Source organism: Achromobacter sp. K91, from assembly GCF_003576205.1.
GTDB classification, from domain to species: Bacteria; Pseudomonadota; Gammaproteobacteria; order Burkholderiales; family Burkholderiaceae_B; genus Achromobacter; species Achromobacter aegrifaciens.
Map to the genome: position 1 here is coordinate 100507 of NZ_QWFB01000026.1, position 17592 is coordinate 118098.

Annotated in this window: 11 protein-coding genes; 4 read left to right on the forward strand and 7 right to left on the reverse strand. The window is 64.2% G+C overall.

Features of this window, described 5'->3' with window-relative positions; translation table 11 throughout:
• Window positions 1–15: 15 nt before the first annotated feature.
• From rpsG to DXK93_RS07675, 3 genes are all read right to left on the reverse strand, one after another.
• Complete coding sequence (gene rpsG / locus DXK93_RS07665; protein WP_006216561.1) at window positions 16–486, reverse strand: 30S ribosomal protein S7; 471 nt, start codon at window positions 484–486, stop codon at window positions 16–18.
• A 166-nt stretch (window positions 487–652) separates the two neighbouring features.
• Entirely contained in the window at window positions 653–1030 is a 378-nt protein-coding gene (gene rpsL, locus DXK93_RS07670) for a 30S ribosomal protein S12 (RefSeq protein WP_005017264.1), read from the reverse strand.
• Between the two features lie 550 nt (window positions 1031–1580).
• Window positions 1581–2264: a response regulator transcription factor gene (locus DXK93_RS07675; protein WP_370126363.1), complete on the reverse strand. Its 684-nt coding sequence runs from the start codon at window positions 2262–2264 to the stop codon at window positions 1581–1583.
• Window positions 2265–2553: 289 nt separating this feature from the next.
• Here DXK93_RS07675 and DXK93_RS07680 point away from each other — a divergent pair, with 289 nt between their 5' ends.
• The 3 genes from DXK93_RS07680 to DXK93_RS07690 are packed head-to-tail and all read left to right on the forward strand — an operon-like array spanning window position 2554 to window position 6745.
• The gene (locus DXK93_RS07680) at window positions 2554–3270 is read left to right on the forward strand and encodes a response regulator transcription factor (protein WP_054459379.1); all 717 of its coding nucleotides are present in this window, start codon (window positions 2554–2556) and stop codon (window positions 3268–3270) included.
• Window positions 3271–3303: 33 nt separating this feature from the next.
• The gene (locus DXK93_RS07685) at window positions 3304–4413 is read left to right on the forward strand and encodes a FecR domain-containing protein (protein WP_119449752.1); all 1110 of its coding nucleotides are present in this window, start codon (window positions 3304–3306) and stop codon (window positions 4411–4413) included.
• 10 nt (window positions 4414–4423) lie between these two features.
• Window positions 4424–6745 (forward strand): CHASE2 domain-containing protein, encoded by a 2322-nt coding sequence (locus tag DXK93_RS07690; RefSeq protein ID WP_119449753.1) that lies wholly within the window; start codon window positions 4424–4426, stop codon window positions 6743–6745.
• A gap of 12 nt (window positions 6746–6757) precedes the next feature.
• Here the strand turns inward: DXK93_RS07690 and DXK93_RS07695 are convergent, their stop codons facing one another.
• A complete protein-coding gene (locus DXK93_RS07695) occupies window positions 6758–8026 on the reverse strand; it encodes a serine/threonine protein kinase (RefSeq protein WP_054459374.1) in 1269 nt (422 codons plus the stop codon).
• A 155-nt stretch (window positions 8027–8181) separates the two neighbouring features.
• Here DXK93_RS07695 and DXK93_RS07700 point away from each other — a divergent pair, with 155 nt between their 5' ends.
• Window positions 8182–8577 (forward strand): TssQ family T6SS-associated lipoprotein, encoded by a 396-nt coding sequence (locus tag DXK93_RS07700; RefSeq protein WP_054459372.1) that lies wholly within the window; start codon window positions 8182–8184, stop codon window positions 8575–8577.
• Between the two features lie 108 nt (window positions 8578–8685).
• On the opposite strand, the gene rpoC is transcribed toward DXK93_RS07700, so the two are convergent.
• The 3 genes from rpoC to rplL form a co-directional block, all read right to left on the reverse strand.
• Window positions 8686–12930 carry a DNA-directed RNA polymerase subunit beta' gene (gene rpoC, locus DXK93_RS07705; RefSeq protein ID WP_054459370.1) on the reverse strand — a complete coding sequence of 1415 codons (4245 nt, stop codon included), beginning with the start codon at window positions 12928–12930 and terminating at the stop codon, window positions 8686–8688.
• Window positions 12930–17042: a DNA-directed RNA polymerase subunit beta gene (gene rpoB, locus DXK93_RS07710; RefSeq protein ID WP_054459368.1), complete on the reverse strand. Its 4113-nt coding sequence runs from the start codon at window positions 17040–17042 to the stop codon at window positions 12930–12932. Before rpoB ends, rpoC begins: the two co-directional genes overlap by 1 nt.
• A gap of 163 nt (window positions 17043–17205) precedes the next feature.
• Window positions 17206–17586 carry a 50S ribosomal protein L7/L12 gene (gene rplL / locus DXK93_RS07715; protein ID WP_042795892.1) on the reverse strand — a complete coding sequence of 127 codons (381 nt, stop codon included), beginning with the start codon at window positions 17584–17586 and terminating at the stop codon, window positions 17206–17208.
• Window positions 17587–17592 lie beyond the last annotated feature (6 nt).

Below are 17592 nucleotides of genomic sequence, written 5' to 3' on the forward strand. Positions count from 1 at the left end.
GGGTTAGTCCTTAAATTACCAGCGGAAATGGCTGAAGGCCTTGTTGGCCTCTGCCATCTTGTGCGTGTCTTCGCGCTTCTTCATCGCGGCGCCACGACCTTCGGAGGCGTCGATCAGTTCGCCAGCAAGACGCAGATCCATCGACTTCTCGCCACGCTTCTTGGCGGCTTCACGGAGCCAACGCATAGCCAGGGCCAGGCGGCGCACGGGGCGCACTTCAACCGGCACTTGGTAGTTGGCACCGCCAACGCGGCGGCTCTTCACTTCGACGATCGGCTTGATGTTGTTGATCGCCAGGCTGAAAACTTCGATCGGCTCCTTGCCGGTCTTGGTTTGCACTTGCTCGAGGGCGCCGTAAACGATGCGCTCGGCGACGGCCTTCTTGCCGTCCAGCATGACGACGTTCATGAACTTGGCGAGTTCGACGCTGCCGAACTTGGGATCGGGCAGAATCTCGCGCTTGGGTACTTCGCGACGACGGGGCATTGTTGCTTCCTTGTGTCTGTTCAGTTGAACCGTGTTTCATTACACGGCCATGGCCGTCCATGGAGACGACCCCTTACGTGCCGCGCACATTCCCATCATCTGGATGGCGCGGTCGCACTTCCCTAGTGACGGACTTCCGCCACGCGGGGGTACTGCTGACTCGTTATTAAGCCTTCTTCGGGCGCTTGGCGCCGTACTTCGAGCGGGCTTGCTTACGATCCTTGACGCCTTGCAGGTCGAGGGAACCGCGCACGATGTGATAACGCACACCGGGCAAGTCCTTCACACGACCGCCACGCACCAGAACCACCGAGTGCTCTTGCAGGTTGTGGCCTTCACCGCCGATGTACGAAATGACTTCGTAACCGTTGGTCAGACGCACTTTGGCAACCTTACGCAGAGCGGAGTTCGGCTTCTTGGGGGTGGTGGTGTACACGCGAGTGCACACGCCGCGGCGTTGCGGGCAGTTTTCGAGCGCGGGGCTCTTGCTTTTGATGATGCTGACTTCGCGCGGCTTGCGCACGAGTTGGCTAATGGTAGGCATGACCTTTGAAATCCCTTTTACGTACCACTGGGTAAGTACTTACGTACTCGTCTCCTCAAGCAGTGAACTTTCGGAGAAGGCAGTTCGCGCAAAACCGCCTCAAACGTTCGTATACGTAAAAGAGCGGGCTTGCCAACAAACTATGACAAAACGCACAAAGCTGGATGCCGTGGAGCGACGACGCCGGAAGGACCCGATGCCGCGAAGCCGTGTGGCTTGGAAGACGAAAGGCTCGTGACGCACCCCGTTCCCAGACACCGTACTTCTGAACCCTACCGCGGCCAGTTTTTGCGCGCGAAATAAAGCAGTAAGCCCTTTAGCATAACTGAGATAAAGGCTTGCTGTCAAAGAAAATTGTAAGGCCAGCGACGTGGCGTGTTGCCGGCAGAAGACCGCCCGTTCGGCGGCGCTCGCGGAAATTAGGGCCACATATGCCGAAAAACGGAAGCGGAAATCGGGGCCACTGATCGTGACGAACCGCGGGAAAACGATAGGCGGACTTTCCGGCAGCAGCTGGCGCCGGGCACGCCAACCAGTGTACCCGCCCGCGTTACTGATCGGCGAACAGGTAGCCGCTGCCGTAGACCGTGCGGATCGGCAACATCACCCCGGCCAGCTCGGCCTTGCGGCGCAAGCGGCTGACGATCACGTCGATGCTGCGCGAACCGCTGGCGCGCACCCCGCCGCCTTCAACCTGCAGCTCGTCGCCCAATTCGGTCCGGCCCACGGCCTTGCCCGCGACTTCCAGCAGCGAGCGCACGATCAGGCGTTCGTTGGCGGAGAGGGAGATGGTCGCCCCCGAGGGCGCCGCCAGGGTCCAGCCCTGGTCTCGCAGTTCCCACTGCCCGTTCTGGGCGGCCTCGGCCACGGACGCCGCGTCCTGCCCCGCGGGTAGGCGGCGCGCCAGGGACAGCAGGATGCAGGCCAGCTCGCGCGGATCCTGCGGATCTGGCAGACAGGCGTCTGCGCCGCTTTGCAGGCAGCGCAGGCGGCTATCCACCGACATGCCGCGCCCCGTGACCACGATGCCCATCGACGACGAGCCGTGCAGGCGCGCCACCAGGGCGTAGCCGATTTCACCCAAGGTCCCGACATCCAGGACCACGACGTCATAGCCGCCGCCGTTGAGCAATCCAAACAATTCGAGAGACGTCGAGCAACCGCGTGCAGAAATACCAGCTTGCAGCAATGCGGACACGGCAATGCCGCGAGCGGCCTCGTCCGGTGACATCATAAGTATGCGCAATTGATTCATATCTGTTCCATCCGACCAACAACCTCGACCGGCTCCGCCCCGCCGTACTGCGGAGGGGAGAACGATTGAGACAGTGTGGCGCGTTGTTACGCAACAACTCCAGTCAAGATTCGTCAACTTTGCAATGTTTGACAGTTCTTGCCATAACGTAGCCAGCCGGGGCCCCTCCCGAGTTATCATTCGTTTACACCTATATATTCCTTTCTCATCTTGCAGTAGGGCGCCATAGCGCGCGCTTGCGTAGCAAACCTTCGCGAGAACACGTCTGATGAAAATCGCGTCGCTGGAAGACGACCTGGATCAAGCACGACGCATCCAGCAAGTTCTGACCACTGCCGGATACGACTGCACCAGTTATCAGCAAAGCCGGGATCTGCTGGCCGCGCTACGCACTGAGCATTTCGACCTGGTGCTGCTGGACTGGCATCTGCCCGACATCGACGGTGACGATGTGGTGCGGTGGCTGCGTGCCAATATCGGCCCGCGCATCCCGGTCATCTTCCTGACCAACCGGTCCAGCGAAGACGATCTGGTGGAAGGCCTGCGCGCGGGCGCGGACGACTACATCGTCAAACCGTTGCGCCCCCTGGAGCTGCTGGCCCGGGTGGCGGCCTTGCTGCGCCGCAGCCAGATTGCCGAGCCTGCGAACGATGCCTTCGACGTAGCGCGTTATCGCATCGAACCCGCCGCCCGCAGCATCACCCTGGATTCCGCGGTTGTGCCGCTCGCCCCCAAGGAATTCGAACTGGCGCTGCTGTTTTTCCGCAATGTCGGCCGCCTCATGTCCCGCGACGTGCTGGCTGAATGTGTATGGAACCGGGAAATTCCGGCCACCTCGCGCACCCTGGACACCCACTTGTCGAACATCCGGCAAAAGCTCCAGCTGCGTCCGGAACATGGCGTGCGTCTTACGTCTTCATATGCGTTGGGCTACCGGCTTGAGCTGATCAGCTCGCCGGAAGACATCGCAGTCAATCCGCAGTAAGCGCCTGCGCGCATCCCTGGAGAATCGAGAGTCATGAGCCGCTGCCGCGCGCTTTCTTTGCTTGCCCTGATGTCCTGCCTGACGCTGATGGCGCCGGCGCGCAGCCAGCCTGCCGGCGCGCTCGGAGATGATTTCATCTACCGCATACGGCAAGGCGATACGCTGATCGACCTGGCGACCCGCTATACGCACAAGCCGGCCAACTGGAACCAGTTGCAGACCCTGAACAAGGTCGTCACGCCCGAAACGCTGCCCATCGGGCTGGAGTTGCGCATTCCGCTGTCCATGATTCCCGTACGGCCCGCCGACGCCCGCGTCGTGCACGTCAGCGGCCAGGCGAACGTCGATGGCAAGCCCCTGCGGGCCGGCGATACCGTGGCCGAAGGCAGCACGGTCGGCACCGCCGCCAACGGCTTCGTGACGCTGGAGCTGGCCGATGGTTCCAAGCTGACGCTGCCGGCTGGCGGTTCGGTCGAATTGTCGCGCCTGCGCCAGTTCGAAGGCACGGCGCTGACGGATTCCGTCGTCCAGGTGCAAAAGGGCGGCGTGGAATCGACCGTGGCACCGTCCGGACAGGGCGTGGGCCGCTTCGAAGTCCGCACGCCGGTCGCAGTCACCGGCGTGCGTGGCACGCGCTTCCGCGTACAAAGCGGCGCGCAAGGCGTGCACAGCGAAGTGCTGGAAGGCAGCGTGCGGCTGCAGCCCCACGCCCCCGGATCGGCCCCGGCCAAACCCGTGGCGGTGGCCACGGGCTACGGTGCGGCGGTCGGCGCGGACGGCGTCGTCTCGGGCATGCGCGCGCTGCTGGATGCGCCGCAACTGGGCACGCCCACGCGTGCGGGCGGCGGCGCCTGGACCGCTGACGTCTCGCCCGTGTCCGGCGCACAGAGCTATCTGGTGCGCGTCTCGCGCGATGCCGAAGGCGCGTTGCCGGTATCGTCGACGAGCTTCCCCACCAACGACATCCGCTTTACGGCGCCCGGTCCCGGCACCTACTACGTGTCCGTGCGCGCGGTGGATGACCTGGGCCTGAACGGGCGCGACGCGATCGCAACCTTCGAGGGCGCGAACATGCTCCTGACCTCCGACGGCTCGGGCGTCGCCAGCGGCACGGGCGGCCTGATCACGCTGACCGATTACTAGAGCCCGCCCCATGGCCGACGCCGATCCGCAGGACCGGACCTCGCGCTCAGGGCTGTGGCTGACTGTGGCTTTGGCGGCGCTCGCCGCCATCCTGGGCGCCTTCAACGGCCTGGGCCGTTTCGACCAGATTCTTTATGACCGCGCCTTGTCGGTAACGGGGCGTGCCGCCGATCCCGATATCCTGATCGTCGCGATAGACGATGACAGCGTCAAGGCGCTGGGCCATTGGCCCTGGCGGCGCGCGGTCCACGCGGCGCTGCTGGACCGGCTGCAGGGCGCTCGAGCCGTGGCGCTGGATCTGATCTTCGCCGAACCGGACATGGCCAATCCGAACGACGACCGCATTCTGGCCGACAGCATCCGGCGCCACGGACGCGCCGTCCTACCAGTCGTATTGGACCGGCTCGACCGCCCTTCCGCCGTCAACGAACCCATCCCCGGCGTGGCGCAGGCCGCCGCCGCGAAAGGCTTCATCAACGCGCGCATCGACCCGGATGGCGTGGTGCGCGAAGCCACCCTGACCGCGCGGCTTGGAGACCGCCGCTGGAACCATCTGGCCTTGGCCATGCTGGACGTCGGCGGCGAACCGGAATCCGCGCAAAAGCTGTTGAAACGCGCCGCGCCTGACGGCAGCATCCTGATCCCCTACGCCGGCCCCACCGCGCATACGCGCACCGTGTCCTACCTGTCCGTGTTGCGCGGCGATCTGTCGCCGGAGGATCTGCGCGGCAAGTACGTGCTGGTCGGCGCCTGGGCCACCGGCCTGGGCGACGCTTACCCGACACCGGTATCGCATGACGTCAGCGGCATGTCGGGGGTGGAGATCATCGCCAACCTGCTGCACGCCGCGCGCGACGACATCGCCTATAGGCTGCCGCCCGCCTGGTGCAACGCGCTATTTGCGGCGCTGCCCGTGCTGCTGGCCTGCCTGGCCTTGTGGCGACTGTCGCCCAAGCGGGCCCTACTGGTCAGCCTGGCGCTGTTCGCCCTCATCCTGCTGACGGCGCTGCTGCTGCTGGCCTATGCCTATGTGTGGTTCGCGCCGGCCGCGGCCCTGCTGGGCGTGACGCTGTGCTATCCGCTCTGGAGCTGGCGCAGCCAGGAGGCCGCGCTGCGCTACATGGACAACGAGCTGCGTCGCCTGCAGCGGGAGTACCCGCCGGTGCTGAACGAAGCCGGCGCCCAGGGCGCGGGACCCAGCGTGTCGCTGGAGAGCCGCGTCGGGGAGCTGCGCCGGGCGCTGGCCCGCGTGCGCAACCTGCGCCGCTTCCTGGCGGACGGCCTGGACGGCATGCCGGACGCCACGCTGGTTTTCGATCAGGACGGCCGCATGCAATTCCGCAACCAGGCGGCGGTCATGTATTTCCAGCGGCTGGGCATGCGCCCTCCCCGCGTCGGCCGCCCGGCCGCGCACCTGCTCGAGAAGACCATCTCCGATCCTGCCACGCGCCAACGCGTCGCCGAAGCGCTTAGCGGCCAAGGCCCGGTCGCCGCGTCATCGCCCTGGAGCGCCGACCTGGAAATACGCGACCACGCGGGGCGCGACCTGATCCTGAAATGCGCGCCCATCCATACCGCCGAAGGCAACTTCGCCGGCACCGTCACCACGCTGACGGACATCTCGCGCATCCGCCAGGCCGAACGCCAGCGCGAGGAAACCCTGCGCTTCATCTCGCACGACATGCGCGCGCCTCAAAGCTCGATCCTCGCGCTGGTCGAAATGAAGCAGGAAAGCGGCTCGGCCGAAGACCAGGGTGAAACCCTGGGCCGCATCGCCGCGCTGGCCAACCGTACGCTGCGCCTGGTCGACGACTTCGTGCATCTGACCCGTGCCGAGTCGATGACGATCAGCGCAGTAGAGCTGGATCTAGGCAGCCTGCTCCAGGACGCCGTGGACGAGTTCTGGGCCTCGGCGCAGAAGCGCGGCATCGAACTCGCCCTCGCGCTGCCGCTGCCCGCCGCCTACGTCCGCGGCGATCAGACCCTGCTCATGCGCACGCTGTGCAATCTGATCGACAACGCCATCAAGTACAGCCCGGCGGACACGCGGATCGAATGCGGCGTCGACGAGGAACCCGGCTTCTGGCGCGTCAATATCCGCGATCAGGGCCAGGGTATCGCAGCGCAGGATCTGGCCCGCTTGTTCGAGCCGTTCTCGCGCGTGGGTGTGGAAACCCGCGGCGATGTCGGTGGCGCGGGCCTGGGCCTGGCATTCGTGCGCACGGTGGCCGAACGCCACGGCGGATCGGTCGAGGTCAGCAGCGAGCTGGGCGTGGGTTCGGTCTTCACGCTGCGCCTGCCGATGGCGCCGGAGGAGATGCCCGCGGCATAGCCGCGGCGATCCTTATTGGAAGACGTGCGAGATCACGGCGGGCTTGCCCGCCTTGACCTCCAGCGTCATGCGGTACGGGGGCAGATCGGCGTTGCGCAGCACCACCTGGTACTTGCCGGGTATCAGCCGCAGTTCCTTGACGGGCGGACTGATGCCCCGCGCCACGCCATTGATCCAGACCTCGCCCCAAGGGCGGATGTCCAACCGCACCAGCACGGGAACCGGCTTGGGCTTGGGAGCCTCTTCGGCCACGGCGGGAGTCTCGGCCGGCGCGGCCGCGGGCGGAGTTGACGTAGTCCCAGACGCCTCGGCGGGCACCGCCGGCTGAGCCGGAGTGTCGCTCTGAGCGGGCGCGCTTCCCGCGATTGGGGGTTGAGGCGCGGTTTCCTGCGGGGTTCGAACCTCGGGCAGCGACGGCGGCACCGCAGACGCGGCGCCCGGCGCCGGTGGCGATGGCGGCGGCAGGGGATGCACCGCTGGCGGGTTCGGCTGGACCACTTCGGACCGGGTAATCAGCGCATTCGGCGCGCCCATTCCCGACTCGAACCAGGCGTAAACGCCCGCGCCGATCAACGCCACGATGAGCAGCAGAACCAGCAGGGGATGGCGTCCGCGCGCAGGTTGATGCGTTGCGGCGGCAGCGGCGGGCGCCGCGCGCGAAGCCGGCGCCGGAATCACCGGGTCCGGCGCCGTTTCGACCGGCGCGGCAATGCCCAGCATGCCTGCCAGGTCGGCCAGCGTCTGCGGGCGGTCGGCGGGCGCCATGGCCAGGCCGGCGTCGATCACTGCCAGGAAGTCCTGGCTGTACTTCGGCAAACCCAGGGACGCAAGCGGCTCGTAGGTATCTTCCGCCCGGCGTTCAGGCGCCGGGGCGGGCTTGCTGCCGATGACCAGCGTATGCATCACCGCGCACAGGGCGTAGATGTCGCTCCAGGGGCCGCGCGGCCATTCCATCGAATCCGTGTAGAGTTCGAACGGCGCAAAACCCGGGGTCGGCGTGCGGGTAGCACGGCGCGAACGCGCCACGACCAGTTCAGGCACCAGATGGGCACGGGCGTTTTCGTCCATACCCACCGTATCCAGCGAAATATCGCCGCAGATTTCACCTTGGGCATGCAGCGCCATCAAGGACGGCAGCAGATCGGACAAAAGCCGCTTGATGCGGGTTTCCGGCACCCCCCCCGCCGTGCTGGCGGCGATGGCGCTCAGCGGACGCAGTGCAAGCGGCGCGGCACCGGAAAAGGGGCCACGCGGCGTCAGGAGGCCGGCGGAAGAAGACATGATCGGGACTGCGCTGTCGCGCGACAGCTGAATTAACTATGGAATAAGGCGAATATTATCCAATCCGCACCGCAAGGACATTGCCGAAAATGTCCGAGCGCATCAGGCTGTGGCACGATAGCGTACCGCTAAACCCCTCTACACCTTTGGAAGCCATGAAAATTCGCGTTCTGAGTAGTCTGCTCGGCTTATCGGCCCTGCTGGCGGGCTGCGCCGGCGTCTCATCCCAAAAGCCGGAAGCGCCTCCCACCGCGGAAGCCCTGGACCAGCTGCAGCAGGTACGCGACAAATACAGCGCCGGCCGCTACGGAGAAGTCATCCGCGGCGTCGCCACCTCCGACGCCCTGGCCACCTCCACCAAGGCCGTACGCATCGAGGCCTACAAGCTGCAGGCGTTCAGCTACTGCGTGAGCAAGTATCCGCGGCTGTGCGAAGACAGCTTCGCCCGCATTCTGGCGCTGGACCCCGCTTTCGAACTGGCGCCCAACGAAGCCGGCCATCCCGTCTGGGGGCCCGTGTTCCGGCACGCGCAGGCGCAGGTCGCAAAGTAAGCTCCCCTGCGCCAGACAAAAAAAGGCCGCTGATTCGCATCAGCGGCCTTTTTGATTCCGGGCATGCCGCGCCGGACTGCGCGCGGCATCCCTGCCGGGTGCTTCCGCTTATTCGGCGGAATCCTCGGCGCCCAGGTCGGAAGCCGGCGTTTCCGCATCCGAGCCCACCGTGACCGGCGAGTCTTCGAACGGGTTGGCCAGCTGGCGGGCTGCTTCGCGTTCCGCAGCCTCCAGCGCTTCCTTGTCCTTGCGGGCATGGTGGTAAGCCAGGCCGGTACCCGCCGGGATCAGGCGGCCGACGATGACGTTTTCCTTCAAGCCGCGCAGGTCGTCGCGCTTGCCCATGATGGCGGCTTCGGTCAGGACCCGGGTGGTTTCCTGGAACGAAGCGGCCGAGATGAACGAGTCGGTCGACAGCGAGGCCTTGGTGATACCCAGCAGCACGTTGTCGTAGCTGGCCGGACGGCGGTCTTCAGCCGTGACGCGGTCGTTCTCGTTCAACAGCTCGGAGCGCTCGACCTGCTCGCCCGGGATGAACTCGGTATCGCCGGCGTCGACGATGTTCACGCGACGCAGCATCTGGCGGACGATCACTTCAATGTGCTTGTCGTTGATCTTCACGCCCTGCAGACGGTACACGTCCTGCACTTCGTCGACGATGTAGGTCGCCAGCTTCTCGATGCCCTGCAGGCGCAGGATGTCGTGGGGATCGGCCGGGCCGTCCACGATCATTTCGCCCTTGTTCACCACTTGGCCGTCGTGCACCAGAACCTGCTTTTCCTTCGGAATCAGGAACTCGTGGCTCACGCCTTCCAGGTCGGTGATGACCAGACGCTGCTTGCCCTTGGTGTCCTTGCCGAACGAGACCGTGCCGGTGACGTCGGCGAGCATGCCGGCATCCTTCGGCGAACGGGCTTCGAACAGCTCGGCCACGCGCGGCAGACCGCCGGTAATGTCGCGGGTCTTTTGCGATTCTTGCGGAATACGCGCCAGAACTTCACCCACGGCAACCTGCTGGCCATCACGCACGGTAATCAGCGCGCCCACCGGGAACGAGATGTTCACCGAGTGATCGGTGCCGGCGATCTTGACGTCTTCGCCGTTCTCGTTGACCAGCTTGATCTGCGGACGCATGACGATCTTGCCGCCACGGGTCTTCGGCGTGATGACGACGAGCGTCGACAGGCCGGTGACTTCGTCCACCTGCTTGGCAACGGTCACGCCTTCTTCGATGTTCTCGAAGCGGACGGCGCCGCCGTATTCCGACACGATCGGACGGGTCAGCGGATCCCAGGTCGCCAGGCGCGCGCCAGCCTTCACGGCTTCGCCATCGCCCACCAGCACGGTCGCGCCGTACGGGATCTTGTGGCGTTCGCGTTCGCGGCCGTTGTCGTCGAAGATCGCCAGTTCGCCGGAGCGCGAGATCGCCACGCGTTCGCCCTTGGCGTTCGTGACGTAGCGCATCGTGCTGGCAAAACCGACGGTACCGCTGGACTTGGTTTCCACCGCGCTGGCCAGGGCCGAACGCGATGCCGCGCCACCGATGTGGAACGTACGCATCGTCAGCTGCGTGCCCGGTTCACCGATGGACTGGGCGGCGATGACGCCAACCGCTTCGCCCTGGTTGACCGGCGAGCCGCGGCCGAGGTCACGGCCGTAGCAGTGCGCGCACAGGCCATGGCGCGTTTCGCAGGTCAGCGGCGTGCGGACCTTGACTTCGTCCACGCCGATGCGGTCGATGGTGTCGACCATGTCTTCGTCCAGCAGGGTGCCGGCGACGATGGCCGTTTCCTGCGTGTCCGGGTTGACGATATCGACAGCAGCCACACGACCCAGGATGCGATCGCGCAACGGTTCGATGACTTCACCGCCTTCGACCAGGGCCTTCATGTTGTAGCCCTGCGAGGTGCCGCAATCGTCCTCGGTGATCACCAAGTCTTGCGTCACGTCGACCAGACGACGGGTCAGGTAGCCCGAGTTGGCGGTCTTCAGTGCCGTATCGGCCAGACCCTTACGCGCGCCGTGAGTCGAAATGAAGTACTGGAGTACGTTCAGGCCTTCACGGAAGTTCGCGGTAATCGGCGTTTCGATAATCGAGCCGTCCGGCTTGGCCATCAGGCCGCGCATACCGGCCAGCTGGCGGATCTGGGCGGCCGAACCGCGGGCGCCCGAGTCAGCCATCATGTAGATGGAGTTGAACGATTCCTGGCGCACTTCCTCGCCGTGACGGTTGATCACGGGCTCGGTGGCCAGTTGTTCCATCATCGCCTTGCCGACCTTGTCGCCGGCCTTGCCCCAGATGTCCACCACGTTGTTGTAGCGTTCCTGGGACGTGACCAGACCCGACGAGTACTGCTTGTCGATTTCCTTCACTTCGCGGCTGGCTTCGGCCAGGATGCCTTCCTTGGCGGTCGGGATCAGCATGTCGCCCATGGCGATGGAGATACCGCCGCGCGTGGCCAGGCGGAAGCCCGACTGCATCAGCTTGTCAGCGAAGATCACGGTGTCGCGCAGGCCGCAGCGGCGGAACGACTGGTTGATCAGGCGCGAGATTTCCTTCTTCTTCAGCGCCTTGTTCAGCACCGTGAAGGGCAGGCCCTTGGGCAGGATTTCGGACAGCAGCGCGCGGCCGACCGTCGTCTCGTGACGGCGGATCACCGGCTGCCATTCGCCGTTCTCGTCGCGCTCGTGTTCCTTCAGACGCACGGTGATGCGCGACTGCAGTTCGACTTCGCCGTTGTCGTAGGCGCGCTGCACTTCAGCGACGTCGGTGAAGAAGATGCCTTCGCCGCGGCCGTTGATGCGCTCGCGCGTCGTGTAGTACAGACCCAGCACGATGTCCTGGGACGGCACGATCGACGGTTCGCCGTTGGCCGGGAACAGCACGTTGTTGGAGGCCAGCATCAGCGTGCGCGCTTCCAGCTGGGCTTCCAGCGACAGCGGCACGTGAACGGCCATCTGGTCACCGTCGAAGTCGGCGTTGAACGCCGCGCAAACCAGCGGGTGCAGCTGGATCGCCTTGCCTTCGATCAGGACCGGCTCGAACGCCTGGATGCCCAAACGGTGCAGCGTGGGCGCACGGTTCAGCATGACCGGGTGTTCGCGGATGACTTCTTCCAGGATGTCCCAGACCACCGGTTCCTGGCTTTCCACCAGCTTCTTGGCAGCCTTGATGGTCGTGGCCAGGCCCATCATCTCCAGACGATTGAAGATGAACGGCTTGAACAGTTCCAGGGCCATCAGCTTGGGCAGGCCGCACTGATGCAGCTTGAGCTGCGGACCCACCACGATGACCGAACGGCCCGAGTAGTCGACGCGCTTGCCCAGCAGGTTCTGACGGAAACGACCGCTCTTGCCCTTGATCATGTCGGCCAGGGACTTGAGCTGGCGCTTGTTGGCGCCGGTCATGGCCTTGCCGCGGCGACCGTTGTCCAGCAGCGAGTCGACGGCTTCCTGCAGCATCCGCTTTTCGTTGCGCAGGATGATTTCCGGAGCCTTCAGCTCCAGCAGGCGCTTCAAGCGGTTGTTGCGGTTGATGACGCGGCGGTACAGGTCGTTCAGGTCGGAGGTCGCGAAGCGGCCGCCGTCCAGCGGCACCAGCGGACGCAGGTCCGGCGGCAGCACGGGCAGCACTTCCATGACCATCCACTCGGCCTTGATGCCGGACTTCTGGAAGCCTTCCAGCACCTTCAGGCGCTTGGAGATCTTCTTGATCTTGGCTTCCGAGCTGGTGGCCTTCAGTTCGCCGCGCAGCGTTTCCACTTCGCGGTCGATGTCGATGGTGCGCAGCAGTTCGCGCACGGCTTCCGCGCCCATCAGGGCACGGAAGTCGTCGCCGTACTCTTCGGTCTTGGCGAGGAAATCGTCATCCGACATGATCTGGCCGCGCTTGAGCGGCGTCATGCCGGGTTCGATCACGCACCAGGCTTCGAAGTACAGAACGCGTTCGATGTCGCGCAGGGTCATGTCGAGCACCATGCCCAGACGCGACGGCAGGCTCTTCAGGAACCAGATGTGCGCGACGGGGCTGGCCAGCTCGATGTGGCCCATGCGTTCACGGCGAACCTTGGCGACGGTGACTTCCACGCCGCACTTTTCGCAGATCACGCCGCGATGCTTCAGGCGCTTGTACTTGCCGCACAAGCACTCGTAGTCTTTGATCGGGCCAAAGATCTTGGAGCAGAACAGGCCGTCGCGCTCGGGCTTGAACGTACGGTAGTTGATGGTCTCGGGCTTGCGAACTTCGCCGTAGGACCACGAACGGATCTTCTCGGGCGAGGCGATGCCGATCTTGATGGCATCGAACTGCTCGTCTTGCGAGACTTGCTTAAAGAGGTCGAGTAGCGCTTTCATTAGTTACGCTCCAAATCCATGTCCAGGGCCAACGAGCGGATTTCCTTGACCAGCACGTTGAACGATTCCGGCATGCCGGCGTCGATGACGTGATCGCCCTTGACGATGTTTTCGTATACCTTGGTACGGCCGGTGATGTCGTCGGACTTCACCGTCAGCATTTCCTGCAGGGTGTAGGCGGCGCCGTATGCTTCCAGCGCCCACACTTCCATTTCCCCGAAACGCTGACCGCCGAACTGCGCCTTGCCGCCCAGAGGCTGCTGGGTAACCAGCGAGTACGGGCCGGTCGAACGCGCGTGCATCTTGTCGTCGACCAAGTGGTGCAGCTTCAGGTAGTGCATGTAGCCGACCGTGACCGGACGCTCGAACTGCTCGCCGGTGCGGCCGTCGTACAGCCACGCCTGCGTGCGCGAGGGCGTCAGCGCCATGCGCTTGGCGACTTCGTCCGGATAGGCCAGTTCCAGCATCGTGGTGATTTCCTCTTCGGTCGCGCCGTCGAAGACGGGCGTCGCGAACGGCACGCCGTTCTTGAGGTTCTGGGCCATTTCCATGACTTCTTCGTCGGTCAGCTCGTCGATGCGCGCACCGGTGCCGGTCGTGTTGTAGACCTTGTCCAGGTAGGCGCGGACGTTCTTGACCTGCGCAGTACGCTCGTCGCGCAGCATGTCGGCGATGCGGTGGCCCACGCCCTTGGCAGCCCAGCCCAAGTGCACTTCCAGCACCTGACCCACGTTCATCCGCGAGGGCACGCCCAGCGGGTTCAGAACGATGTCGGCCGGCGTGCCGTCAGCCATGTGCGGCATGTCTTCCACCGGGGTGATGCGCGAGACCACGCCCTTGTTGCCGTGACGGCCTGCCATCTTGTCGCCAGGCTGCAGACGACGCTTCACGGCCAGGTAGACCTTGATCATCTTCAGCACGCCCGGGGGCAGCTCGTCGCCTTGCGTCAGCTTCTTGCGCTTTTCTTCGAAGGCCAGGTCGAACTGGTGGCGCTTCTGCTCCAGCGATTCCTTGGCCTGCTCCAGCACGACGGCGTGCGGCTCGTCGGCCAGGCGGATGTCGAACCACTGCCAGCGGTCCAGATCAGCCAGGTATGCCTTGGTGATCGTGGCGCCCTTGGCCAGCTTGCGCGGGCCGCCGTTGACGGTCTTGTTGACCAGCATCTTTTCGATACGGTCGAACTGGTCGTTTTCAACGATGCGCAGCTGGTCGTTCAGGTCCTGGCGATAGCGGCGCAGTTCATCGTCGATGATGGACTGGGCGCGCTTGTCGCGCACGATGCCTTCGCGCGTGAACACTTGCACGTCGATCACGGTGCCGGTCATGCCCGAGGGCACGCGCAGCGAGGTGTCCTTAACGTCGGACGCCTTTTCACCGAAGATGGCGCGCAGCAGCTTTTCTTCCGGCGTCAGCTGGGTTTCGCCCTTGGGCGTGACCTTGCCGACCAGCACGTCGTCGGCGCTGACTTCGGCGCCGATGTACGTGATGCCCGAATCGTCCAGACGGTTCAGTTGCGTCTCGGCCAGGTTGCTGATGTCGCGCGTGATTTCTTCCGGACCCAGCTTGGTGTCGCGGGCGACGACCGTCAGTTCCTCGATGTGGACCGAGGTGTAGCGGTCATCGGCAACAACCTTTTCGGAGATCAGGATCGAGTCTTCGAAGTTGTAGCCGTTCCAGGGCATGAACGCGATCAGCATGTTCTGACCCAGGGCGAGTTCGCCCAGGTCGGTCGATGCGCCGTCAGCCAGCACGTCGCCCTTGGCGACCTTGTCGCCACGCTTGACGATGGGACGCTGGTTGATGTTCGTGTTCTGGTTGGAACGGGTGTACTTGATCAGGTTGTAGATGTCGACGCCGACTTCGCCAGCGACGTTTTCTTCATCGTTCACGCGGATCACGACACGCTCGGCATCGACGTGGTCGACCAGGCCGCCACGCAGGGCTTGCACGGTCGTACCCGAGTCAACGGCCACGGTGCGCTCGATGCCCGTACCCACGACCGGCTTTTCCGGACGCAGGCAAGGCACGGCCTGACGTTGCATGTTGGCGCCCATCAGCGCGCGGTTCGCGTCGTCGTGCTCCAGGAACGGAATCAGCGAGGCGGCGACCGACACGATCTGCGACGGGGCAACGTCCATGTAGTGCACGTTGGCCGGGGCGGTCAGCATGGTTTCGCCGGCTTCGCGGCAAGCCACCAGGTCGTCCACGAAGCGGCCTTCCTCGTCCAGCGCGGCGTTGGCCTGCGCGATGACGTAGTGGCTTTCTTCGATGGCCGACAGGTAGTCGATCTGCTCGCTGACCTTGCCGTCGATGATCTTGCGGTAAGGCGTTTCCAGGAAGCCGTACTCGTTCAGGCGAGCGTACAGCGCCATGGAGTTGATCAGGCCGATGTTCGGGCCTTCCGGCGTTTCGATCGGGCAGACGCGGCCGTAGTGGGTCGGGTGCACGTCGCGGACTTCGAAGCCGGCGCGCTCGCGGGTCAGACCGCCCGGGCCCAGTGCGGAAACGCGGCGCTTGTGCGTGATTTCCGACAGGGGGTTGGTCTGGTCCATGAACTGCGACAGCTGGCTCGAACCGAAGAACTCCTTGATGGCAGCCGAGATCGGCTTGGAGTTGATCAGGTCGTGCGGCATCAGGTTTTCCGTCTCGGCCTGGCCCAGACGTTCCTTGACGGCGCGCTCGACGCGCACCAGGCCGGCGCGGAACTGGTTCTCGGCCAGTTCGCCGACGCAACGCACGCGACGGTTGCCCAGGTGATCGATGTCGTCGATCTGGCCACGGCCGTTACGCAACTCGACCAGCACCTTGATGGTTTCAAGGATGTCTTCGTTGGTCAGCGTCATCGGACCGGTGATGTCTTCACCACGGCCCAGACGGCTGTTGACCTTCATGCGGCCGACGCGCGACAGATCGTAGGTTTCTTCGCTGTAGAACAGACGCTGGAACAGCGCTTCCACCGCTTCTTCGGTGGGCGGTTCGCCAGGACGCATCATGCGGTAGATGGCAACGCGCGCGGCCATCTGGTCGGCGGTTTCATCGGTGCGCAGCGTTTGCGAGATGTACGGGCCGCGGTCCAGGTCGTTCGTGTAGAGGGCCTGGATGTCGTGCACGTTGGCGGCGCGCAGGGCGCCCAGCACGCTTTCCGTGATTTCGTCGTTGGCGTTGGCGATGACTTCACCGGTGTCCGGGTCGACGATGTTCTTGGCCAGCACGCGGCCATACAGGAAGTCTTCCGGCACGGAGATGCGCTGGATGCCGCCGGCAGCCAGGTCGCGCAGATGCTTGGCGTTGATGCGCTTGTCTTTTTCGACGATGACCTTGCCGCTACGGTCGCTGATGTCGAAACGGGCCATTTCGCCCTTCCAACGCTCAGGAACGAATTCCATCATCGCGCCTTCGCTCTTCAATTCGAAGTTGTCGAAGTCGAAGAAGTTGGCCAGGATCGATTCCGGCGTCATGCCGATGGCCTTGCACAGGATCGTGACGGGCATCTTGCGGCGACGGTCGACGCGGAAGAACAGGACGTCCTTCGGATCGAATTCGAAGTCCAGCCACGAGCCGCGGTAAGGAATCACGCGGGCCGAGAACAAGAGCTTGCCGGAGCTGTGGGTCTTGCCGCGGTCGTGCTCGAAGAACACGCCAGGCGAGCGGTGCAGCTGCGAAACGATGACACGCTCGGTGCCATTGATGACGAAGGAACCCGTGCCCGTCATGAGCGGAATTTCGCCCATGTAGACTTCCTGTTCCTTCACTTCCTTCACGGTGGGCTTGCTGACTTCGCGGTCAAGCAGCACCAGGCGGACCTTGGCTCGCAGGGGCGAGGCATAGGTCAGGCCACGTTGCTGACATTCCTTGACATCGAACACCGGTTCGCCGAGCACATAGCTCACGAACTCCAAGCGCGCCATACCGTTGTGACTAACGATCGGGAAAATCGACGAGAACGCCGCCTGCAAACCGTCGGCTACGCGATCGGACGGGGCGGTATCCGCCTGCAGGAAAGTTAGGTAGGATTGAAGCTGTGTCGCCAACAGGAAAGGAACGTTTTGAACGTCTTCACGCTTGGCGAAGCTTTTGCGGATGCGCTTTTTTTCGGTGTACGAGTAAGGCATGAGCACTCCGACTCGAGGTTGCATGGGCCGTCAACCACGGCCCCAGGTGATACGACTCCAGGAAACCCCCCTGTAAAGGGCATACCCCCAGTAGGGGTTTCCTGGAAACGCAAAAGCCCGGGGACTGCAAACTGCGCTGTCCCCGGGCAAATTGACGCAGGTCTTACTTGACTTCGACCTTGGCGCCAGCTTCTTCCAGCTTCTTCTTGGCGGCTTCGGCGTCAGCCTTGGCCACAGCTTCCTTGACGGGCTTCGGAGCGCCGTCGACCAGGTCCTTGGCTTCCTTCAGACCCAGACCGGTCAGCTCGCGCACGGCCTTGATGACGCTAACCTTGTTGGCGCCGGCGTCGGTCAGGACGACGGTGAACTCGGTTTGCTCTTCAGCGGCGGCGGCAGCGCCACCAGCAGCGGGAGCAGCGACAGCGACAGCGGCGGCAGCAGCCGACACGCCGAACTTCTCTTCCATTTCCTTGATCAGCTCGGACAGCTCGAGCACGGTCATGCCAGCGATGGCGTCAAGGATTTCAGCTTTGTTAAGTGCCATTTTTCA

Bases quoted from the DNA above. Each gene is read 5' to 3' on its own strand.
- DXK93_RS07685 (WP_119449752.1), top strand. From the start codon at position 3,304: ATGAGCCGCTGCCGCGCGCTTTCTTTGCTTGCCCTGATGTCCTGCCTG.
- DXK93_RS07680 (WP_054459379.1), top strand. From the start codon at position 2,554: ATGAAAATCGCGTCGCTGGAAGACGACCTGGATCAAGCACGACGCATC.
- DXK93_RS07675 (WP_370126363.1), bottom strand. From the start codon at position 2,264: ATGATGTCACCGGACGAGGCCGCTCGCGGCATTGCCGTGTCCGCATTG.
- rplL (WP_042795892.1), bottom strand. From the start codon at position 17,586: ATGGCACTTAACAAAGCTGAAATCCTTGACGCCATCGCTGGCATGACC.
- DXK93_RS07695 (WP_054459374.1), bottom strand. From the start codon at position 8,026: ATGTCTTCTTCCGCCGGCCTCCTGACGCCGCGTGGCCCCTTTTCCGGT.
- rpoB (WP_054459368.1), bottom strand. From the start codon at position 17,042: ATGCCTTACTCGTACACCGAAAAAAAGCGCATCCGCAAAAGCTTCGCC.
- rpsL (WP_005017264.1), bottom strand. From the start codon at position 1,030: ATGCCTACCATTAGCCAACTCGTGCGCAAGCCGCGCGAAGTCAGCATC.
- rpsG (WP_006216561.1), bottom strand. From the start codon at position 486: ATGCCCCGTCGTCGCGAAGTACCCAAGCGCGAGATTCTGCCCGATCCC.
- DXK93_RS07700 (WP_054459372.1), top strand. From the start codon at position 8,182: ATGAAAATTCGCGTTCTGAGTAGTCTGCTCGGCTTATCGGCCCTGCTG.
- rpoC (WP_054459370.1), bottom strand. From the start codon at position 12,930: ATGAAAGCGCTACTCGACCTCTTTAAGCAAGTCTCGCAAGACGAGCAG.
- DXK93_RS07690 (WP_119449753.1), top strand. From the start codon at position 4,424: ATGGCCGACGCCGATCCGCAGGACCGGACCTCGCGCTCAGGGCTGTGG.